The sequence below is a fragment of the Bradyrhizobium sp. SPXBL-04 genome, from assembly GCF_051853035.1.
Classification (GTDB): domain Bacteria; phylum Pseudomonadota; class Alphaproteobacteria; order Rhizobiales; family Xanthobacteraceae; genus Bradyrhizobium; species Bradyrhizobium zhanjiangense.
In genome coordinates this window covers 1,245,127-1,265,915 of sequence record NZ_CP182472.1, presented here as the reverse complement: position 1 = coordinate 1,265,915, position 20,789 = coordinate 1,245,127, and the positions used below count along the sequence as shown (strand labels likewise).

Sequence of the window (20,789 nt, the reverse complement as noted above, 5' to 3'; positions counted from 1 at the left end):
CCTTCGCGCAACAACTTGACCCTGTGGTTATGGGTCCCGGATTTGCGCTGACGCTTGTCCGGGACGACAGCGGTGTCTGTCGCGGTAGTTGCGCAATATATCCCGCGGCTCACATCGGCGGCGTGACGCCGTCGCGGCCGACGCCGACGCGGTTGGTCTCGAAAGAGCCGTCCGGCAATTGCTTCGTGAAGGCGATGATCTTGGCGCCGGCTTTGAGCTCGGACTTCTCGCCCGGCACATAAGTGACGACCGGGGTGTTGTCGGCGACGAACACCTTCTTCTCGCCGTCCTTGTACTTGACCAGCAGCGTGTGGCCGTCATTGCCGACCACGCTCTCGGCGACCGTCGCATTGGTCATGCTGGAATTGGGCTTGAGATCCCAGGGCCGCGAGCCCTCCCCGGTGCCGCGCATGCTCTCCGGAAAGACGTGGACCTCGACCGCATTCTGGCCGCCGTCCGGCCCAGGCACGGTGGTTGCGCCGATGAACGAACCCGGCTTGATGTCGGCGAGTGAAATCTTGGTGATGCCTGCGACGTTCACGTCAGAGGCGATGTGAAGCTTGACGTCTTCGCCGCTGCGCGACTTGACCTGCATGGTGTCGCCATTGACGCTCTCGATCGTGCCGCGCACGCGCGTCGGCACCGGCGCTTTCTGGGCGAAGGCGCAGTAGGTCGAGAGGGCCACCATTGCGACGGCGAGAAGTGGACGTGTGAAAGTTGCACGTTGAACAGACATGACGGTCTCCGGTTATCCCCACGGAGGGAGAACTCCGGAACAGCCGCGCTATTCTCTCAAGTCTTTGTGAGATCGGCCTCGACCAGCGCGCGCAGCTCGGCGGTGACCTCAGGCCGCTGGCCGAACCACAGCTCGAAGCCGCGCACCGCCTGGTGCAGCAGCATGCCGAGCCCGTCGGCGGTCTTCAGGCCGCGCGCTTTTGCTGCCGCAAGCAGCGGCGTCACCAGCGGGACATAAACGAGATCGGCGACCACGGCGGCCTGCGGCAGGCGCGCAACATCGACGTCGAGTGAAGGCTGGCCATGCATACCGAGCGAGGTCGTGTTCACGAGAAGTTTTGCACGCGGCAGAACGTCGTTGATCGCATCCCATGCAACGGGGTGCACGTTCGGCCCGAACTGTCTTGCCAGCGTCTCCGCCCGCGCGATGGTGCGATTGGCGAGATGGATGTGCTTGATGCCCCGCTCGCGCAGCCCGAACACGACGGCGCGCGAAGAGCCGCCGGCCCCGAGCACAAGCGCCTCTTCAGCCGTATCCCAGCCGGGCGCGCTGGCGTCGAGATTGCCGATGAAGCCTTCGACGTCGGTGTTGGTGGCGTGCAGCTCGCCGTCTTCGAACCACAGCGTGTTGGCCGCGCCGACGGCCGTTGCGCGCGCATCGGGTTTCGACAGCGCCAGCACGCCCTCCTTGTGCGGGATGGTGACGTTGGCACCGACGAAGCCGCGCAGCGACAGCCGCAGCACGAAGTCGCGCAGATCCTCGGGCGGAACCGCCTCGATGACGTAGCCCCCCTCGATCCCGAGCGTGCGCAGCCAGTAATGATGAATCAGCGGCGAGCGCGAATGCGCCGCCGGCCATCCGATCAGACAAGCGGCGGGAGCCCTGGTCACGTCATCCTTCCCTCAAGCGATGTGGAAGGCGATCCATTTCGCGTCCCGAAGGCTCTGTCAAGCGCACGAGCGCCGCATCGCCACGGCGCCGTCAGCTCGCGGCAACCTCATCGGCCTCGGGCTGCGTTGCGCGGCCCTTGATGTCGGCAATCGCTCGCTCGAGGCTCTGGCGATAGCGCGCGCGGGGCGGCGTCACGCCATGGGTGAGCAGCGCGCGGCGAACCGCCGGCGATGCCCCCGTGATGAACAGCCTGATGCCCTGGCGATGGGCCTTGGCGGCGACGCGCCCGAGCACGTTCGCCGCGGTGGAGTCCAGGAACGGCACCGCGGCGAAATCGACCACGAAGGCCTTGCGCTGGTCGGCGACGCCGTCGAGCACGCCTCCAATCGCAGAGGCGGCGCCGAAGAAGAACGCACCGGTGATGCGATAGACCAGCACGTCGCGGTCGACCGCCAGCGCGGAATCGTAGGGAACGCGCGCACCGTTGCTGTCATCGGGACGATCGGGGACCACCAGCGGCGTGCGCTCCTCGATGCCCGTCATCTCCGCCATGCGATGGATGAACAGCACCGCGCCGAGCGCGAAGCCGACCAGAATGCCTTCGGTCAGATCGCGGAAGATCGTGAGCAGGAAGGTTGCGAGCAGCACGACGGCATCGCCCCATGATGAGCGCAGGAGCGTCGCGAATTCCTGCTTCTCCGCCATGGTCCAGGCCACCACGACGAGCACGGAGGCGAGCGCTGCGAGCGGAATGTAGCTTGCGAGCGGCGCCGCGATCAGCATGAACAGCAGCAGGAAGACCGAATGCAGCATGCCCGCGAGCGGGCCGCGCGCACCGGCGCGGATGTTGGTCGCGGTGCGCGCAATCAGGCCGGTAACGCAGATGCCGCCGAACAGCGCCGAGCCGATATTGGCGACGCCTTGCGCCACCAGCTCGCAATTGGAGCGATGACGGCGTCCGGTCATGCCGTCGGCCACCACGGCCGACAACAACGATTCGATGGCCGCCAGCAGCGCAAACGCAATCGCGTCCGGCAGCACGGCCTTTGCCTTCTCCAGCGAGAACGCGGGCAGCGCCGGCGAGGGCAGCTCGCGCGGAATGCCGCCGAAGCGCGAGCCGATGGTCTCGACCGGCAGCGACAGCACGGCGCTGGCGACCGCCGCGAGCGCAACCGCGATCAGGATGCCGGGCCAGGACGGCCGCCAGCGCCGCAAGGCGGCGATGATGACGATGCTGCCGATCGCGACCACGACGGCCGATGGATTGATGGTGTTGAGGCCTCCGGCGAGCGCAACGAGCTTGGGAACGAATTCGCTGGGCTCTTTCCCGGCAAGCGTGATCCCGCCGAGATCGCGGAGCTGGCTCGCAAAGATGATGACGGCGATGCCGGCGGTGAAGCCGACGGTCACAGGATAGGGAATGAACTTGATGTAGGTGCCGACCCGCAACAGGCCTGCGGCGACCAGGAACAGCCCCGCCATCATGGTGGCGAGGATCACGCCGTCGACGCCGTGCCGCTCGGCCGTCACCGCAACCAGGACGATAAAGGCGCCCGCGGGTCCGCCGATCTGGAAACGGCTGCCGCCGAGCAGGGACACGATGAAGCCGCCGACGACGGCGGTGTAGAGGCCGCGGTCCGGTGTCACGCCCGAGGCGATCGCGATCGCCATCGACAGCGGCAGTGCCACGATCGCGACGGTGAGGCCGGCGAAGACGTCGGCGCGAAAGTCCGCGACGCCGTACCCCTCACGCCAAATGGTGACGAGCTTTGGCAAATACAATTCGACAAAGGTCGGCCGGCGAAGCTGATGCAGTTGGCCCGCTTGATCGCTTGTGATGCTCATGCCCACGATGCTCCGAAGCATCGTGCGTCCCGTGTTGCCGAGGTGCGACGATGCGCTATCCCATTCCTGATCCCGAGCATGATCAACCCCCGATCATGCCCCCACCCGCCGCGGCGGCCCCGGCTCCTTGAGGCGAACGCCGCGCCCGCCAATGTCGCTGCGCGCCTGCTCACCGATCAGCTCGACGCCGGCCCGATCGAACGCCTCGACCACCTTGATCAGGGTCTCGACCACGCCGCGAACATTGCCGGTGCTGGCTTCCATCCGCTGGATGGTCGGCAGCGAAACGCCGGCGAGCTCGGCCAGGGTTTTCTGGTCAATGCCGAGCAGCGCCCGCGCTGCCCGCATCTGGAACGACGTGATCACCGTGGCCTCACGTATCAGAGCGTATAAATGATATCTAGGACATATACAATGATATAAGATACATCATTTATGGCCGGGCGCAAGGCCTGTATCGACTGCCCCACCGGCCTCCGTCGTCATTGCGAGGAGCTCTTGCGACGAAGCAATCCCAGATCGCCTCCTCGGAGACAGTCTGGATTGCTTCCGCCTTCGCCAAAGGCTTCGGCGGACAAGTCGCTGCGCTCGCAATGACGGAGGTTGGGCGTGGGTTCGGCTCAATGAAATGCCGCATCCGCGGAAACAGCCCCTCGCCCCACCCTCTCCCCGTGAAGAACGGGGAGAGGGAGTGAGAGGCCGGTTGCCTCACTTACAGATCACGCCGCGTGCTGGTGGGCGGCGATGATCTGGTCGGCGGCGCGGCCGGTCACTTCGGCCATGTGGTCGAACTGGCGGGTGAAGCTGCCGGCGCCGGCGGTGGCCGAGCGCAGTTCGACGATGAGCTCGCCGATCTCGGCTTCCGGCATCATGGCGCGGACGCAGTCCCAGCCGCTCCAGCCGTCGCGCGTGTCAAAGCCGAGGATCTGGCCACGCCGCGCCGACAGGATCGCGTTGATCTTGGCGGTGGCGTCGGTCGGGCAGACGATCTCGACCATGTGGATCGGCTCGAGCAACACCGGCTGGCATTGCGGCAGGCCCTCATTGAGTCCGACCCGCGCCGCCGTGCGGAAGGCGAGGTCCGACGAGTCGACGCTGTGATAGGAGCCGTCGGTCAGCGTCACCTCCACGTCGGTGACGGGGAAACCGAGCGGGCCGCGCGCCAGCCCGTCGACGACGCCTTCCTCCACCGCCGGGATGTAATTGCGCGGCACCGCGCCGCCGACCACCTTCTCGGCGAACTTGAAGCCGTCGCCGCGCGGCAGCGGCCTGATGTCGAGCACGACATCGCCGAACTGGCCGTGACCGCCGGACTGCTTCTTGTGACGCCCGCGCTGGGTGATCGGCTTGCGGATGGTCTCCTGATAGCCGATCGCGGGCGGATGCGAGGTGATCTTAACGCCGAAGCGGTCGCGCAGCCGCTCGCCGGCGACGCGCAGATGCATCTCGCCCTGGCCCCACAGCACGGTGTCATGGGTCTTGGCGTTCTGCACCACGACCAGCGAGGGATCCTCCTCGTGCAGCCGGGCCATCGCCTGGCCGAGCTTCACGTCGTCCTTGCGATCTGTGGCCGCGATCGAGATCGCGAGCACCGGCGGCGTCGGCTCCACGGCGACGAGCGCAGCCGGCGGGGTCTTGCCGCTCGAGACGGTGTCGCCGGTCTTTACGGGATCGAGCTTGGCGAGCGCCACGGTGTCGCCGGCTTCGGCCGAGGCACGCTTGGTGTCGTAGGCGCCGTTGACGGCGAGGATACCGGAGATGCGCCCCGTGCCACCGGCTGAGGATTGCAGCGTCGCACCATCGTCGAGATGGCCGGCGAGCAGCCGCGTCAGCGACAGCTTGCCGCCGTGCTGCGAATGCAGCGTCTTGAAGACGTAGCCGAGCGCATCCTTGGTGTCGGGAACGCCGAGACGTTTTGCGGTCTCCGCAACGCCGGGCGCCTCGTGGCGCAGCGCTTTCATCAGACGCAGCACGCCGTTTTCGCGCGCGGCGGCGCCCAGCAGCACCGGACAGATCAGTCCTTCGCGTAATTCGCGGGCAAGATCGTCGAACACGGCATCGCGCGGCGGCTGGATGTCTTCGAGCAGCTGCTCCATCAGCGCATCGTCGTGATCGGCGAGCTTCTCCAGCATCGAGAAGCGAGCCTCCTTCTCGCGGTCGAGATTGCCGCCTTCGAGCACGATCACCTCGGAGGCCTTGTGCTCGCGATAGATGAAGGCGCGCTCCAGCGCGAGATCGACGAAGCCCTCGATCAGCTCGCCGTTCCAGATCGGAATCTGGCGCAGCACCAGCGGCACGCACGAGGCGGGCTGCAGCATTGCGAGCGTCTCGCGGATCCGCTCGCTGGCGCGGTCGATCTTGTTGAGGAACAGGAAACGCGGGATCTTCAGCTCCTCCAGCTCGCGCAGGATGATCTGAAGCTGCGGCAGCTTCTTCTCATCGGCCTCGCAGACCACGACCGCGGCATCGACCGCGGGCAGCACGGCGCGCATGTCGTGGGCGAATTCGACGGAACCGGGACAGTCGAGGAAGGTGTAGCTGTCGCCCATGAAACTCGTGGTGGCGGCAGTCAGCCCGACGGTCATCTTGTGATCACGGGCCTCTGGCGTGGCGTCGCCGACGGAAGTTCCGGCATCGACGCTGCCGGCGCGCGGGATCGCACCCGTTCGCGCCAGGATTGCTTCGAGAAGTGTGGTTTTACCGCTTTGGAATGGGCCCACCAGCGCGATGCACCGTGGACCTCGGGGACTTCTGACGTCTTGTCCCATTCGCCGCCTCCTTCTTGTGGAGCTCGGCCCATGATTGGGTCGGCAAACGCAGATGCTCTGCCCGTCCCCAAGATTTGGCAAGCATCAAACGTCGCTGCGGTGCGTCGTCGGTATTCACCTCTCCCGGAGGGAGAGGTGAGTCTCGCAGCTGGCTCAGTCAATTAGAATTGACGGCGGCTCAACGCCCCGGACGAAGTTCCAGGCTCTCCAGACCCGCGGCGACGTTGAGGCCGACCTGGCCCTGCACGCTGAGCGGCTGGAGCGCGATCGAATTGTTGGAGCCGCCGACCAGCACATTGCCCCCTAAGCCAACGCCGACCGAGGCGCTGCCCTGCGCGCCCGCGTAATTGCCGGAGAGATCACCGGGGCCGAGCCGGTCGACCGGCGCGAACACGCCCCAGGCGAGCGCCGTCTCCTGGGTGATGCCGATGTCGAGACCGACTTTGCGGATGGTCGCGACGTAGCGGTCGTCGGGCAGGCCGTCGGCGCGCAGCACGCAGCCGAGATGGGTCACCGATCCCACGATGAAGCCGACGCTGGCGCCGCCGCGACATTCGAGCACGCCGATCCGCGTCATCCGTTGCTGCGCGCTGGCATCAGCGACGGAGACAACGAGGCTTGCGGCGGCAAGCCCGGCGAGGAGGAACGAACGGCGCATGAAACGTCTCCGGCGATGAATGGGATGCGAGCAGGAAGGACGCGGCACACGCCGCGCGATCGTCTATGCCACAAGAGTCTTGGCGGTGCCAGATCGGACATATCTGGAATCGAATTCGCGGAGAGAGACCCCTCACCCCACCCTCTCCCCGTAAGAACGGGGCGAGGGAGTGCGCGAGCCTGCGCTCCTCACGATGCGAGAAGAATTAGAGTGCGCAATCGGACGCGACTTAACCTCTCCCCGCCCTTCTGCGGGGAGAGGTCGGATCGCGCAGCGATCCGGGTGAGGGGCATGGCAAGATGCCGACCAGAACAAAGGACCGTCCGACTCCGCTTATCGAAACACAACAAAAAAGCCCGCACGAAGCGGGCCTTTTCAACTTGCACTGTCGCGACAGGCTTACCGCAGATTGCCGCAGAAGCGCTGGATGCGCTTGCAGGCGTCTTCGAGGTCGGAGGTCTTGGTCGCATAGGAGATGCGGAACGCAGGTCCGAGGCCGAAGGCCGAGCCCTGCACCACGGCGACGCCTTCGGTCTCCAGGAGCTCGGTGACGAACGTCTCGTCATTATCGATCACCTTGCCCGACGGCGCGGTCTTGCCGATCGTGCCGGCGCAGGACGGATAGACGTAGAACGCGCCTTCGGGCCGCGGGCACTCGATGCCCTTGGCCTGGTTGAGCATGGAGACGACGAGATCGCGGCGCTCCTTGAACACCTTGTTGTTGGCGGGGATGAAGTCCTGCGGACCGTTCAGCGCTTCGACCGCCGCCCATTGCGCAATCGACGACGGGTTCGAGGTCGATTGCGACTGGATGGTCGACATCGCCTTGATCAGCTGAGCCGGGCCACCGGCATAGCCGATGCGCCAGCCGGTCATGCAATAGGCCTTCGACACGCCGTTCACGGTGAGCGTGCGGTCGTAGAGTTTCGGCTCGACCTGCGCGACCGTGGTGAACTGGAAGTCGTCATAGACGAGATGCTCGTACATGTCGTCGGTCATCACCCAGACATGGGGATGCCTGAGCAGCACGTCGGTGAGCGCCTTCAGTTCGGACTTGGTGTAGGCAGCTCCCGTCGGATTCGACGGCGAGCACAGGATCACCCATTTGGTCTTCGGCGTGATCGCGCGCTCCAGCGCCTCGGCCTGGAGCTTGAAGCCGGTCGCGGCGGTGCAGACCACCGGCACCGGCTCGCCGCCGGCAAGCGCCACCATTTCAGGATAGCTGACCCAATAGGGCGCGGGAATGATCACCTCGTCGCCCGGATTGATGGTCGCCATCAGCGCGTTGTAGAGCACCTGCTTGCCGCCGGTGCCGACGATGATCTGGTTCGGCTTGTAGGCGACGCCGTTCTCGCGCTGAAACTTGCCGATGATGGCTTCCTTCAGCTCGGGGATGCCGTCAACCGCGGTGTACTTGGTCTTGCCGGCCTCGATGGCGCGGATCGCCGCCAGCTTGATGTTGGCGGGCGTGTCGAAGTCGGGCTCGCCGGCACCTAGGCCGATGACGTTGCGGCCCGCCGCTTTCAGCGCGCGTGCTTTATCCGTGACCGCGATGGTCGCGGACGGCTTCACACGGTCGAGCGCAGCGGCAAGGAAGGACATCGTCATCTCCTGACAAGCGTCGTGAAGCCCTCGGCCTCACGACTCTGATTGTGGGAATGAGCCACCCTAAAACGTGAGCCGCTGCACCGCAAGAAACTTCGGCCCGATCCGGCAAAAGTTTGCGGATTTCCCGCGTTTCGAGGCGCGATTGACCGCAATGTTCCGCAACTTTGCCGGCCAAATTCCTCATATCCGGCAAGGCTTGTCCTCGGAGCAATTGATAGCCGGGTCCCGGGCATCCACGTTCTTCGAACCGCTTGACGCGGCGTGGATGGCCGGGACCTAGCCGAGCGGAAGCGATGGCGTCCTTCGGTCGGCTATGCCCGGCCATGACAACGCGGAAGCACCAGCGCCCTAAACCCGATGCATACGGTCGTCCGCGGACTTCACGATTGCGCGGAGCAACGCATTGGTGTGCTGACGCAAGCGTGATCTCGGTTGCACGGTCGCGCGGAAATGATCTTCCGTGGCGTTGCAGTGCGGTAGGGTTTTCGAGTTTTTCTATGGGCCGGCTCTTGCGGCGGATTCGCATCGGCATCATTGTCTAGCCGCGCTGCAGGGCTGCCAGCGCCGCGCCTTCCCATCCTCGGAAACGAACTCCCAGAATGTACAAGCTCTATTCGATGCAGCGCTCCGGCAACAGCTACAAGGTCCGCCTTGCGCTGGCGCTGCTCAACGTGCCCTATGAGGCCATCGAGATCGACATTCTGCGCGGCGAGAGCCGCACGCCGGACTTTCTGTCGAAGAACCCGTCCGGCCAGGTGCCGCTGCTCGAGGTCGGGAACGACCGCTATCTCGCCGAGTCCAACGCCATCCTCTGGTACGTTGCCGTCGGCACGCCGCTCGCGCCGGAGAACCGCATCGACCGCGCCGAGGCGCTGCAGTGGATGTTCTTCGAGCAGCACGCGCTCGAACCCAACATCGGCGCGGCCTATTTCTGGCTGTCGCTGGTCAAGGGCGGCCGCGATCTGCAGACCCATTCGCTGGAGGATTGGATGGAGCGCGGCTATGGCGCGCTCCAGGTGATGGAGAACCACCTCAAGACCAACGCCTATTTCGCCGCCCGCCAGCTCACGGTCGCCGATATCGCGCTCTATGGCTACACCCATCTCGCCGACCGCTGCGACTTCGATCTTTCGACCTTCCCGGCGGTCCGGGACTGGCTGAAGCGCGTGGAAGCTGCGCCCGGCTTCGTGACGATGGACTGGCGCCCGGCCGACATCGACGACCCCGCCAGCATTGCCGCGGGCGCCTGACAGGCCTGCCCCCCGCTCCGGCAAATAGTGGGCATAAGGGCCGCCCTTGCCGCAATGTCGCCGCTTTCGGCGCGACAGCCGCCGCAATATTGCCGGTTGAAACTGGGAAATTGTGGAAAGTCGCGGGTGATTCGCTCGCGTGTTGAGGGATTTAGACCCATGATTCGGGCGTCCGGCACGGCAGGCTTTCAGGGCCAATCCGCCACCGTCGCGTCTTCCCGGCTGACCAACGCGGTCGCGGCCTCGCTCGCCGTCGCCGCACTCTCGCTGTGCCTGATCGTCACTCTGACGGTGATGTCGACCAAGGCGACCATGGCGATGGGCCTGCCGATCTGATTCCCGTTTCATCCTGGACCAGCCTTCAAGGCGCCGTGCGGCCCGTGCCGACCGGCATTGCGACAGGACGTCGATGAAGTCACCTGTGGTAGTCGTTGCGATCACTCTGACTGCGGCCATCCTGGTCGCGGCATCGCTGTTGATTTTCACCGGCATGCGCAAGAGCTCGGGCAGCTCGACGCTGAATGCGCCCGCGCTGCAACAGCGCCTCAGGCACGCGCACTTGGTCTAAAATCATCCGAAAGATTTGCGCTCCGCCGCAAGCGCCCATTAAGCGCATCGCGCGAAATCGCATCGCATCGGCGCAACGATCCGCCAGTGTTGCGGTCTTACCTCGTGGGGGAGGAGCGAGACTGGCCCATGCGGTTCGGATGGCGCGCGATCTCCGGTCCGGTGCTGACGGCAGCGACCCTGCTGCTGGCAATGCTCTTCGATCGCGTCGTCCCCACTCCCTCGCCTGCGCCGCTGCTGGTCTGCCTCGTGGCGCTTGCCGGCGCGCTGTCGGGCCTCGCCTCGGCCATGACCAGTGCAGCCGTCGCGGTGATCGGCGCGGCACTGCTCTTCCTCAACCATCACGGCGTCTCCGGCTATGGCAACGCCGATCTGGTCCGGCTCGGCCTCCTGGCAATCACGGTTGCCGGCACCGCTGGCATCACCGGCCTGATGCGCGCGCGGATGCTCGGCACGTTCGCGGCCGAGCGCCAGAGCCACGCCACCGCCGCACGCCTGTCGGCCGCGCTCGACCAGATCGATATCGGCGTCGTGCTGCTCGATGCTGAGACGCGGGCCGAATTCATCAACCGCGCGTTCCGCGAATATTTTGCGGTGCCGGACCAGATCGCCGACGGCAAGCCGCCCTTCATCGCGCTGATGTATCACGGCCGCGACACCGGCGCGTTCGAGCTGCCCGAGGACGAGCTCGGCACCTTCATCGCCCAGCGCATGGAGATGGTGCGGATCGGCGATGCCACGCCGATCAACATTGCCTTGCGCAACGGCGAGGTGCTGCGTTTCGTCTGCACCGCGCTGCCCGACGGCGGCCGCATGCTGAGCTACACGCCGGTGACCGACCTCGTGCGCCACACCGATGCGCCGGCGAGCGCCGACTACTATCGCTCGCTGCGCGATCCCGCGAACCGAAGGCTGATGAGCTATCTCCGCGTTGCGGAGTAGGCGCGGCAACGTGCGCGCATCGTACGCCGGCGCTCGCGGATACAGCCCCTCACCCCACCGTCTCCCCGTAAGAACGGGGCGAGGGAGCGAGAAGCCGGTGCGCACCTCACTTTCGACTGTGCCGATATCTCTACCTCTCCCCGCCCTTCTGCGGGGAGAGGTCGGATCGCGCAAGCGATCCGGGTGAGGGGCAAGGCAAGCTGTCGCCACGACTGAATGTCCATCCGACTCGCGAGACAAATTGATCAGCAAGCCCGTCATGGGTATGAAGTATCCTTCATCGATCGCGGAAATTCACATGTCCCTCACCATTCGAGCCGTCACCAAACAGGACTACGATCAATGGCTGCCGCTGTGGGACGGCTACAATGCCTTCTACGGCCGTTCGGGTCCGACCGCGCTTGCGCCCGAGATCACGCGCATGACGTGGCAGCGTTTCTTCGACGCCTACGAGCCGATGCACGCGCTGGTCGCCGAGAGCGATGGCCAATTGCTTGGACTGACGCACTATCTTTTCCATCGCAGCACCACGGCGATCGAACCGTCCTGCTATTTGCAGGATTTGTTCACGCGTGAGGTTGTGCGCGGCAAGGGCGTCGGCTCCGCGCTGATCCATGGTGTGTATGAACGGGCGAAACTGGCGGGGTCGCCGCGCGTCTACTGGCAGACGCACGAGACCAATCTCACGGCGCAGCGCCTGTACGACAAGGTCGCCGAGCGCTCCGGATTCATCGTCTACCGCAAGCTGCTCTGATTCCTCTCCACACCCTGTGGATAAGTCCCACTGTCACCCTCGCGTAACATAGCAGGGCTACGCTCGCGCCTGCGTCTGATCAGGCCCCCCGTCACCGATCAAGCGCCCCAAGCGGTCCCCGTCAGTCGCCGCGTCTGACAGGGGCCGCATTTTTTTGTCCGCCTCATGGGCATGGCAGCAGCGCGGCGAGCGGCTTGCTGATGGGGGGCGCCGTGGTCAGAATACGCCGCGGCTCATCTGACAGGATCTCCCATGGACATTCGCAATCTCGGCGCCTCCGGCCTGCGCGTCTCTGCGGTCGGACTCGGCTGCAACAATTTCGGCCAGCGCACAGATCTGGAGACCTCGCGCAAGGTGATCCATCGCGCGCTCGATCTCGGCATCACGCTGTTCGACACTGCCGACATCTATTCGAACATGGGCGGCTCGGAGACGGTGCTCGGCACCGTGCTGGGCGACCACCGCAAGGATATCGTGCTGGCGACGAAATATTCGAAGCCGATGGCGGAGGACGGCACCAAGCAGGGTGCCTCGCGCCGTTACATCATGAACGCGGTCGAGGCGAGCCTGAGACGGCTCAAGACCGACTACATCGACCTCTACCAGCAGCATGATTACGATCCGCTGACGCCGATCGAGGAGAGCCTGCGCGCCCTCGACGATCTCGTCCGGCAGGGCAAAGTCCGCTACATCGGCAATTCGAACTTTCCGGCCTGGCGCGTCGCAGAGGCGGAGTACGTCGCACGCGCGATGAATCTCAGCCGCTTCGTCTCCTGCCAGGACGAATATTCCCTCCTCGTGCGCGACATCGAGAAAGATCTGTTGCCGGCAGCAACGGAATACAAGCTCGGGCTATTGCCGTTCTTCCCGCTCGCAAGCGGACTTCTGACCGGCAAATACCGAAGGGGCGAGGCCGCGCCTGATGATACCCGCTTCGGCAAGGTGCCGCGGCTGCGCGACCGCTACGTCACGCCGCGCAACGAGGACATCGTCGAGAAGCTCACGGCCTTCGCCAAAATACGCGGGCACAGCATGCTCGAGCTCGCCTTCTCCTGGCTCGCCGCGCGACCGCAAGTGTCGAGCGTGATCGCCGGCGCCACCCGCGTCGAGCAGGTCGAGGAGAATGTCAAGGCGATCGCGTGGAAGCTCAGCGCGGAGGAGACGGTGGAGATCGACAAGATCACTCTGAGCTAAACGATGCGGCGCGCTACTTTGCGCCGCGCCCCACAGTCTGCATCACCTCAAAACCTTCGAATTGGGGATGACCGAGATAGAGCGGCTTGTTATCGCCGGCCCGGTGATGCGCCGCGCGAAACGCCTCCGACTTGGTCCACGCCTCGAACGCCGCATAATTCGCCCAGACCGTGTGCGAGGCATACAGCGTGTGGTCCTCGAGCTCGGGGCCCTTCAACAGATGGAATTCGACGAAGCCCGGCACCTTGTCCAGATGCGTGTCGCGCGTGAGCCAGACCTGCTCGAACGCGGACTCGGAGCCCTTGGCGACGCGGAAGCGGTTCATGGCGATGTACATGGCGGCGGTTCTCCTGATGCTAGGCTCATCATGTCGTCATTCCGGGACGCGCCGCAAGGCGCGGGCCCGGAATCCATTTTGCGACAGAACCGGTGGAGGAATGGATTCTTAGATGCGCAATTGCGCATCATAGCTCGCGCCACGCGCACCCCGGAATGACGACGGCAGTTGTTAAGCCACCAATCCCTTCATCGGCCGTGCTGCGACGCTATCCGGGAACACCGCCTCCGCCAGCACGCGATCCGAGAGCCCAAATTGCCCCTGCAGCACGCCCTTGATCACGGAGCGCAGATCCGTGGTGGGCTTGAGGTCGCGCCCTTCATGGAGGTTGGCGAGTTTGAGGCCCGGCCAGTCGGAGATGACGCGGCCGCCCTTCACGGCGCCGCCGGCGAGCAGCGCTATCGTTCCCGTGCCGTGATCGGTGCCGTCGGTGCCGTTGATGCGCGCGGTGCGGCCGAACTCGGTGGCGACGACGACCACAGCGTCGCGCCAGCGCGCGCCGAGCCCGTTTTCAAATTCGGCGAGCGCGCCGTCGAGCCCGCCGAGCAGGAAGGCGAGACGCCCCACCGGGCCGCCTTCATTGGCGTGTGTGTCCCAGCCGTCGAAGGCGAGCGCGGCGATGCGCGGACCGTCGTCGGCGGCCATCAGCTTTGCCGCGCCGCGCGCCACCTGCCGCATCTGCGCGGCTGCATTGCCGCGTTTCGGCTTCATGTCGTCGCCGCTTGCAGCCTTGTCGAGCTGGAGGCCTTGCGACAAAGCCGTCGCCAGCACGGGATCGCGATGGCGGTAGAGCTCGACGAGGCGCATCGCGGTGTCGTCGTCGGCCTGCGGCAGGGCGACCGGCGCCCAGCCGACGGTCGGTGCATTGCCGCGCAGCACCAGCGGCGTGGTCGGGCCGACGGCAAGCCCGCTCGATACCCGCTCGCCGCGCGGCAGCGCTTCCAGCGCGCGATTGAGCCAGCCGGAATGCACCCGGCCCGGGCCGGCATAGCCGCTTTCGAGCACGTCCTGGCCGTCGAAATGCGAACGATCGCGATACGGTGTTGCGACCGCGTGGATCACCGCGGCGTGCATCTCGCGATACATGCGGGAAAACTCCGGCATCGCCGGATGCAGCGCGAAGAACGAGTCGAGCATGATCGCGGGATGCGTACCATCAGCCGTGAGCGCGATCGAGCCGTGCAGGCCGGCGTAATCGGGGTCGCCGATCGGGGCGACGGTCGAAAGCCCGTCAAGCGCGCCGCGCAGGATCACCACGACCAGGCGCGGATCGCGCCCGTCGGCAGCGCGGGCGAATTTGGGCAGATAAGCCCAGGCCGCGAAGGAGGCGCCGCCGAGCAGGAGTCCTCGGCGCGAGGTGAGGAGCCGGTTCTCGACGCAGTCAATCATCGTCATCTCCGCTGCATTTCCGGCGACATCAACAGCAGCGCCAGCGCCTGCTGCCGCGACTCCGCGCGCTCGATGGTTCGCCGTGTCTCGATGGAGGCCGCGTCCGCAGCCGCGAATTCCAGGAGGTCGAGCGGATCGATGTTGTTGCCGAGCCGCGCCCCCATCTGCGCCGCGATGTCGAGCCGCAGCTTCATGCCTTCGGGCGCGGCCCAGGCGGCGCTGGTGTCAGGGAAACCGTTCGGTCCCGCCGGCGACCACAGGGGTTGGCCGAGCAAATTCAGATTGTTCAGATAGGTGCCGGGATCCTCCGGCACGCGCGCGAGCAGCCGGCCGCTGGCGACCAGGAAATCGTATGGCGAGCGCATCTTGGTCAGCGGCGCTTTCCACGCTTCATCGGAATCGACCAGCGCCATGGCAAGCGCCTTCAGGTCGCCGTCGGTCTTGACGAAGATGTCGCGCAACCGCGCAACCAGAGCAGGCGGCGGATCATCGGCGACGAAGTGACGGACCAATTTGGTGGCGATGAAATTCGCGGTCGAGGCATGGCGCGCGATGTCGGCGAGCGCGGCCTCGCCCTGCGCGAGACCCGCCTGAGCGTAAGTCTTGCTGAGCAGGATCTGCGACCCGGGCTGATGCGCATTGACATTGAACACGAAGGAGCCAGGCACTCCTAATTGTCCCTGCCGTCCGGCAAAGGTCCAGCCGGTGATGATGCGCGCGAGCGAGGTGACGTCGTCCTGCGTATAGCCGCCGCCGACGCCGAGCGTATGCAGCTCCATGATCTCGCGCGCCAGATTTTCGTTCAGCCCGCGCTTGCGGTTTTGCCCGGCGCGCGAATCCGGTCCGAGCGATTGCTGGTTGTCGAGGAAGAACAGCATCGCCGGATGCTGCTCGGCCGCCCTCAGCATATCGGCGAAGCGCCCGAGCACGTGCGGCCTGATCGCCTCGCGCTCGAACGCGCCGGCCCAGATCCGCGCCAGCTCCCCCTTGCTGGCGGAGATGCAGAAATGGTTTGACCAGAACACGACGAGACGCTCGGTGAAGCCGCAGTCGGCAAGGGTGGCGCGCTGCAACCGGGCCAGCGCCTCGGCGCGAAACGTCTTCTGGATGACGTTGAGCGGTTGCGGCGCGGGCTTTGCGGCAGGCAGCGCGGCGGCGTTGGGCTGCATGGCCTCCGGCTTCGCCGCATGATCGGCCGGTCTTGCATCCGCCATCTGGCCGGCGACCTCGGCCGCCGCTGCGTTCAGCGAGAGATTGCGGCGCAGGGCGGGCTTCTGATCGGCAGGCGCTTGTGTCGACGGTGCTTCAGCGGCCGCCTTCGCGGCCTCGCGCGCCTGCTTGACCTGGTCCTGATAGGCGAACACTGCCTGCCCCAGCTGCGGCGTCGATTGCAGGCCCGGCGCTTCCAGCAGCACGCCATGGGGGCGCGCGAGCTCTGCCTTCACGAAACCGCGCGGATCGGAGGCTGCGTTGATGAGATCGCCGGACGCGCCGCCGCGGGCGCCGAAGCCGAAGCGGTTGAGCGCAACAAGCGCGGCTTGCGAATCGCGGGCCATCGATCTGTCCTTCGCGCGTTGGGGGCCGCTTTCGGAGTCCGTGCGCAACGCGTAATATACCGCAGCGACAGATGAACCCGACATGAAAATGACGGCGAAGCTTCGACGTAGATCATGACAAATCCGCAAGAATCCTCATTGCAGGAACCGCGCCGCCTCACCTGCTCCCGCTGCGGCACCGAGTTCGGCTGCGACCTCTCAGGCAATTGCTGGTGCGCGGAGGAGACGGCAAAACTGCCGATGCCAATCGAGGGCGAGGATTGTTTGTGCCGGGAGTGTTTGCGCAAGGCGGCGGCAGAGGCGCGTAGCCCGGATGGAATGCAAGCGTAATCCGGGAATCATTCCGCGAACGCAAATCCCGGATTGCGCTTCGCTCCATCCGGGCTACGGCAGTATCGTAGGGTGGGCAAAGCGAAGCGTGCCCACCATTTCATTGCGTGTGTGGGAGATGGTGGGCACGGCGCTTTGCGCCTTTGCCCACCCTACGAGGCTTATACCTCATGCCCCGGCGACTTCCGCGCCATGCCGTCGAACGCATCGAGCAGTTTCTCGCGCCAGACGTAGACCGGGTCGTCCGCCTCGAGCAGCTTGAACGGGCTCACCACCCGCGCCCATTGAAAACCGCCGAACACAATGTAGTCGGCATAGTTCGGCGCGGCGCCGCCGATGAAGGGCTGCTTCTTCAAGGTCTGCCGCATCACCTCCAGCGACCTGCGGAACGCGACCACGCCGGTGTCGCGGTCGGCCATGACCTCTTCCAGAGACTTGCCGCCGAAGCGCGCCTCGCGCGACTGGCGGAAATAGGCGGCATCGACCTCGGCGAGGTTGTTCGGAATGTCGGCGACGATCAGCGGAAAGATGCCGCCGACGATGGCGATATCGCCGAAGGCATTGATCATGCGCGCCATGGCGCGACCGCCCTCGCCGCCAAACAACGACGGACGATCCGCAAAATTGTCTTCGAGATAGTTCGCGATCGTCCAGGAATCGACCACGGGCTTGTCGTGATGCAGCAGCACCGGGACTTTCTCCGAGCCGTGCGGCGCGATCGCGCTCTTCTCGGTGAAGCGCCAGGGCAGCGATTGCGCCGTCAGGCCCTTGTGCGCCAGCGCCATCCGCGTGCGCCAGCAATACGGGCTGAACGGGCGCGCGGCGTCGGTGCCGACGAGTTCGAACAGTTTGAGTGACATGAAAGGCAACTCCATCCGCTCCGTCATTGCGAGGAGCTCTTGCGACGAAGCAATCCAGACCGCCGCCGCAGGGACATTCTGGATTGCTTCGCTTGCGCTCGCAATGACGATGTGGAGAGATCACCGCCCGTTCGCGCGCAACAGCCGCTCGCCGCCTTCCGTCACCGCGATGATCAGCCCGATTCCGGGCACCGTCTCGCGCGCGACATAGCCACGCTCAGTGGCGTCTTCCCAGATGGTGAGGCGCGGGCACGAGGTCTTCCAGGTCGCGATCACCTCGGCATAAGCGCGCGGCTCGCGTGCGACCCATTCGACGAAATCCAGCACCAGCGGATCGGTGGCCTCGCTCATTGCAAACCTCCCTTGTCGAAGGCCGCCAGCACCGGTGTGCGAACCAGGAGCCAGCCGCCATAGGCCATGTAGTAGCAGGCGATGGTGGTGATCAGCTTATTCGACCAGGCCACGAATTGCTGGTCGGTCATCGCTTCCAGGATGCGCCGCGCCAGCGTGGTGCCGAGCATGGAGGCCGCAATCGCGACGCCGGCGAGCACGGGATCGAGGCTCGCGGCCTGGTCGATGATGCCGCCGAAATAGACCAGCTTGGTGAAATGGCTGACGAGCTGGCACATTGCCTTGGTCGCCACCTTCTCGCGCCGGCCGAAATCGCCGCCGAGGAAGAAGGTGTCGAGCAGCGGGCCGGAGACGCCGGTCATCAGCATCAATCCCATGCAAATCGTGCCGTAGGCCGTGCCCTGCCAGAGCCTATCAGGGTCCGGCTTGATGTTCGCGGGCAGCAGGCGCGCCATGAACGGGGTGATGCCGAGCAGCAGCAGCGCCATCGGCTTGTCCGGCACGTAGCGGGTGAGCGACCACGCCGCGAGTGCGATGGCAGCGCCGACCATGTAGTTCGCGACCGGCCGCCAGCGGATATGCGTCCGCCAGAGCAATGCGCGCCAGCCGTTCGAGGCCATCTGCGTGATCGCATGCAGCACCATCGCGGTCGGCAGCGGCATCAAGGCCAAGAGCACGCCGATCAGGATCAGCCCGCCCGCCATGCCGAACAGCCCGGATAGGAACGCTGTGGCGACCATCAGCAATCCGAGGGCAGCGATCATGATGGACGTCACGAAGGGAGTCTCCTGTCGGCTGGTAAGGGACGCAGGCTGCTTGCGCCGCGCTTCGGACGATGCTTCGCATCGCTCGGCGCGCGTCGGCCTCTCCCCGCACGCGGGGAGAGGCGAAGAGACCGTGCCTCGCTTGCCCTTCCTTCGCAAACTGAGTTATCTTGGCCTGGCATCAGCTTTCCTGAGGGTGGGGCATTTGCGGCGGCTGTTGTTTCTCAACGGCATCAAGGCATTCGAGGCGGCGGCGCGGACCGGCAGCTTTGCCGCGGCCGGCGTCGAGCTCAACGTGTCGGCGGCTGCCGTCAGCCGCATGGTGCATCTGCTGGAACAGCGGCTCGGCCTCGCGCTGTTCGAGCGCAAGGCCAACAAGCTCGTGCTGACGCAGGCCGGCCGTGCCTATCAGAGCGGTCTGACGCCGATCTTCGATGCCCTGGCGAGCCTCACCGCGCAGGTGACCGCGCCCTCCAGCATGCGCGTGCTCACCATCGGCGTCGGCCACACCTTTGCGATGCGCTGGCTGATCCCACGCCTGTCGGAGTTTCGCAGCGAGGAGCCTGACATCGAGGTGCGCTTCACCACCGGCGGCGCCTCGGTGCCATTTGGCGAGGATTGGAGCTGCGGCATCAAGCTCGGCACCGGCGACTGGCCCGGCCTCGTCGCCGAGCCGCTGTTCGCCGGCGACCTCACGCCGGTCTGCGTGCCGCGCCTTGCGAGCGGCCTGAAGCGGCCGGCCGATCTCAGGGGGCCGAGCCTGATCCGCGTCGCGCATTCGCCGGAGGACTGGCCGCTCTGGCTCAAGGCCGCGAACCTGGTGCGCATCAACGCGCGCGGGCCAGAGTTCCAGTTCTACGGCCAGGCGCTCCAGGCCGCCGCCGACGGGCTCGGCATCGCCATGGGCATCCGGCCCTATATCGACGACGACCTCGCCGCCGGACGGCTGGTGGCGCCGTTCGATCTCTCAGTGCCCAAGGGCATGCGCTGGTACCTGCTCTATCGCAGTTTCCAGACCGAGCAACGCGACTTCGCCGCGTTTCGCCGCTGGATCATGCGCACGGCGTCGGAACCGGCGGCGCGTCCGGTGCGGCGGATCGGCCGTGCTGCGGCGCGGAACTGAGCGTCAGCTGCCCGTTTGCACTTTGGTCCATTGGTGCCACGGACTCCCGCCTCTCCCGCTTGCGGGAGAGGCCGACGCGCCTCGGAGGATGCGAAGCATCGTCCCGCGCGCGGCGGGTGACGGCTCTCTCCACACTGGGAATCTCTCTGCGGAAACACCCTCTCCCCAACCCTCCCCCGCAAGCGGGGGAGGGAGCGCACAAACCGTACGGAACCGGGCGTCTTTTATGCGTCAGGCAAAAAAGCCCCGCGGCTTGTGAACGGCTTCACATCCTGAAATTCGCAAATGTGGTCCCCTGACCCTCCGAAAAGAAAAGTGGGACCTATAAGAATGACGACCCTTTACGACGGCTTTGACATCGAATCCTTCGAAGCTGGCAAGGGACTGTGGCACGCCCGCATCCGGCGCGCCGATTTCAGCCCGGTTGCCATCGACGGCGTGCTGTTTCCGGCCATGGAAGTCGGCTTCGCCTGGCCTGATCGCGACGCCGCGATTGCCGATGCCAAGCACCACATCGATCGCTTCCGCCGGCGGGCCCGATAGCGACGACGAATAGACGAGCGGGTCTGCAACGGACCAGCGACAGGGCGGCGTGGGAACCGGTCATGTCAATCATCGAAGCCGACGGACGGCCGCGGATCTATGCCCGCGCCGTGCTGTCCAACTGCCCGGAATGCGACGGCGATCTCATGGTGCTGCGTGTGATCGGCGGTCGCGCCGGATGCGAGTACTGGACCATGCGCTGCCCCGATTGCGGCGGCATCCATCTCGACATCCTGAGGCCGCATCAGGCGGGTGAGGACGACGAGGGGCCGCAGCCGGCGTGAGCCTCGAGGCTGCTGCCAACCTGCTGTCAGCAGGCTGCA

At 65.7% G+C, this 20,789-nt stretch carries 22 protein-coding genes and 1 pseudogene; 10 read left to right on the top strand and 13 right to left on the bottom strand.

The window, feature by feature from the left end; all coding sequences use genetic code 11:
* Nucleotides 1-109: 109 nt before the first annotated feature.
* The 7 genes from ACNJX8_RS05970 to ACNJX8_RS05940 all read right to left on the bottom strand — a co-directional run bounded on the left by ACNJX8_RS05970 (nt 110) and on the right by ACNJX8_RS05940 (nt 8,500).
* Complete coding sequence (locus ACNJX8_RS05970; RefSeq protein WP_128939779.1) at nt 110-736, bottom strand: hypothetical protein; 627 nt, start codon at nt 734-736, stop codon at nt 110-112.
* 56 nt (nt 737-792) lie between these two features.
* On the bottom strand, nt 793-1,626 hold the full coding sequence (locus tag ACNJX8_RS05965) for a shikimate dehydrogenase (protein ID WP_439359895.1): 834 nt from the start codon (nt 1,624-1,626) through the stop codon (nt 793-795).
* 91 nt (nt 1,627-1,717) lie between these two features.
* Nucleotides 1,718-3,472, bottom strand: coding sequence for a SulP family inorganic anion transporter (locus tag ACNJX8_RS05960; RefSeq protein ID WP_128931464.1), 1,755 nt, complete (start codon nt 3,470-3,472; stop codon nt 1,718-1,720).
* Between the two features lie 93 nt (nt 3,473-3,565).
* Nucleotides 3,566-3,838: a helix-turn-helix domain-containing protein gene (locus ACNJX8_RS05955; protein WP_091886630.1), complete on the bottom strand. Its 273-nt coding sequence runs from the start codon at nt 3,836-3,838 to the stop codon at nt 3,566-3,568.
* A gap of 353 nt (nt 3,839-4,191) precedes the next feature.
* Entirely contained in the window at nt 4,192-6,240 is a 2,049-nt protein-coding gene (locus tag ACNJX8_RS05950) for an elongation factor G (RefSeq protein WP_439359894.1), read from the bottom strand.
* 178 nt (nt 6,241-6,418) lie between these two features.
* On the bottom strand, nt 6,419-6,898 hold the full coding sequence (locus ACNJX8_RS05945; RefSeq protein ID WP_439359893.1) for a DUF992 domain-containing protein: 480 nt from the start codon (nt 6,896-6,898) through the stop codon (nt 6,419-6,421).
* A 399-nt stretch (nt 6,899-7,297) separates the two neighbouring features.
* Nucleotides 7,298-8,500: a pyridoxal phosphate-dependent aminotransferase gene (locus tag ACNJX8_RS05940; protein WP_091887068.1), complete on the bottom strand. Its 1,203-nt coding sequence runs from the start codon at nt 8,498-8,500 to the stop codon at nt 7,298-7,300.
* Nucleotides 8,501-9,105: 605 nt separating this feature from the next.
* On the opposite strand from ACNJX8_RS05940, the gene ACNJX8_RS05935 reads away from it, so the two are divergent.
* From ACNJX8_RS05935 to ACNJX8_RS05910, 6 genes are all read left to right on the top strand, one after another.
* Nucleotides 9,106-9,756 carry a glutathione S-transferase family protein gene (locus ACNJX8_RS05935; RefSeq protein WP_128931461.1) on the top strand — a complete coding sequence of 217 codons (651 nt, stop codon included), beginning with the start codon at nt 9,106-9,108 and terminating at the stop codon, nt 9,754-9,756.
* Nucleotides 9,757-9,915: 159 nt separating this feature from the next.
* On the top strand, nt 9,916-10,092 hold the full coding sequence (locus tag ACNJX8_RS05930) for a hypothetical protein (protein ID WP_164934664.1): 177 nt from the start codon (nt 9,916-9,918) through the stop codon (nt 10,090-10,092).
* A 73-nt stretch (nt 10,093-10,165) separates the two neighbouring features.
* On the top strand, nt 10,166-10,324 hold the full coding sequence (locus tag ACNJX8_RS05925; RefSeq protein ID WP_091886648.1) for a hypothetical protein: 159 nt from the start codon (nt 10,166-10,168) through the stop codon (nt 10,322-10,324).
* Between the two features lie 128 nt (nt 10,325-10,452).
* On the top strand, nt 10,453-11,265 hold the full coding sequence (locus tag ACNJX8_RS05920) for a PAS-domain containing protein (RefSeq protein WP_128939785.1): 813 nt from the start codon (nt 10,453-10,455) through the stop codon (nt 11,263-11,265).
* Nucleotides 11,266-11,563: 298 nt separating this feature from the next.
* Entirely contained in the window at nt 11,564-12,019 is a 456-nt protein-coding gene (locus tag ACNJX8_RS05915) for a GNAT family N-acetyltransferase (protein WP_439359892.1), read from the top strand.
* A gap of 252 nt (nt 12,020-12,271) precedes the next feature.
* Nucleotides 12,272-13,213 (top strand): aldo/keto reductase, encoded by a 942-nt coding sequence (locus ACNJX8_RS05910; RefSeq protein ID WP_439359891.1) that lies wholly within the window; start codon nt 12,272-12,274, stop codon nt 13,211-13,213.
* A 13-nt stretch (nt 13,214-13,226) separates the two neighbouring features.
* Here the strand turns inward: ACNJX8_RS05910 and ACNJX8_RS05905 are convergent, their stop codons facing one another.
* The 3 genes from ACNJX8_RS05905 to ACNJX8_RS05895 all read right to left on the bottom strand — a co-directional run bounded on the left by ACNJX8_RS05905 (nt 13,227) and on the right by ACNJX8_RS05895 (nt 16,495).
* On the bottom strand, nt 13,227-13,550 hold the full coding sequence (locus ACNJX8_RS05905) for an antibiotic biosynthesis monooxygenase family protein (protein WP_439359890.1): 324 nt from the start codon (nt 13,548-13,550) through the stop codon (nt 13,227-13,229).
* A gap of 171 nt (nt 13,551-13,721) precedes the next feature.
* On the bottom strand, nt 13,722-14,945 hold the full coding sequence (locus ACNJX8_RS05900; RefSeq protein WP_439359889.1) for a DUF1501 domain-containing protein: 1,224 nt from the start codon (nt 14,943-14,945) through the stop codon (nt 13,722-13,724).
* The gene (locus ACNJX8_RS05895; RefSeq protein ID WP_439359888.1) at nt 14,942-16,495 is read right to left on the bottom strand and encodes a DUF1800 domain-containing protein; all 1,554 of its coding nucleotides are present in this window, start codon (nt 16,493-16,495) and stop codon (nt 14,942-14,944) included. The genes ACNJX8_RS05900 and ACNJX8_RS05895 overlap by 4 nt, the downstream gene beginning before the upstream one ends.
* A 114-nt stretch (nt 16,496-16,609) precedes the next feature.
* On the opposite strand from ACNJX8_RS05895, the gene ACNJX8_RS05890 reads away from it, so the two are divergent.
* A complete protein-coding gene (locus ACNJX8_RS05890) occupies nt 16,610-16,825 on the top strand; it encodes a cysteine-rich CWC family protein (RefSeq protein ID WP_439359887.1) in 216 nt (71 codons plus the stop codon).
* Nucleotides 16,826-16,986: 161 nt separating this feature from the next.
* Here the strand turns inward: ACNJX8_RS05890 and ACNJX8_RS05885 are convergent, their stop codons facing one another.
* From ACNJX8_RS05885 to ACNJX8_RS05875, 3 genes are all read right to left on the bottom strand, one after another.
* On the bottom strand, nt 16,987-17,685 hold the full coding sequence (locus ACNJX8_RS05885; protein WP_439359886.1) for a glutathione S-transferase family protein: 699 nt from the start codon (nt 17,683-17,685) through the stop codon (nt 16,987-16,989).
* A 120-nt stretch (nt 17,686-17,805) separates the two neighbouring features.
* A complete protein-coding gene (locus ACNJX8_RS05880) occupies nt 17,806-18,036 on the bottom strand; it encodes a hypothetical protein (RefSeq protein WP_091886673.1) in 231 nt (76 codons plus the stop codon).
* Nucleotides 18,033-18,812 (bottom strand): sulfite exporter TauE/SafE family protein, encoded by a 780-nt coding sequence (locus ACNJX8_RS05875; RefSeq protein WP_128931452.1) that lies wholly within the window; start codon nt 18,810-18,812, stop codon nt 18,033-18,035. The genes ACNJX8_RS05880 and ACNJX8_RS05875 overlap by 4 nt, the downstream gene beginning before the upstream one ends.
* Before the next feature lie 193 nt (nt 18,813-19,005).
* On the opposite strand from ACNJX8_RS05875, the gene ACNJX8_RS05870 reads away from it, so the two are divergent.
* From ACNJX8_RS05870 to ACNJX8_RS05860, 3 genes and pseudogenes are all read left to right on the top strand, one after another.
* The gene (locus ACNJX8_RS05870; RefSeq protein WP_439359885.1) at nt 19,006-19,923 is read left to right on the top strand and encodes a LysR substrate-binding domain-containing protein; all 918 of its coding nucleotides are present in this window, start codon (nt 19,006-19,008) and stop codon (nt 19,921-19,923) included.
* Between the two features lie 330 nt (nt 19,924-20,253).
* Nucleotides 20,254-20,479: pseudogene (locus ACNJX8_RS05865) on the top strand (hypothetical protein).
* A 49-nt stretch (nt 20,480-20,528) separates the two neighbouring features.
* A complete protein-coding gene (locus tag ACNJX8_RS05860) occupies nt 20,529-20,750 on the top strand; it encodes a hypothetical protein (protein WP_439359884.1) in 222 nt (73 codons plus the stop codon).
* Nucleotides 20,751-20,789 lie beyond the last annotated feature (39 nt).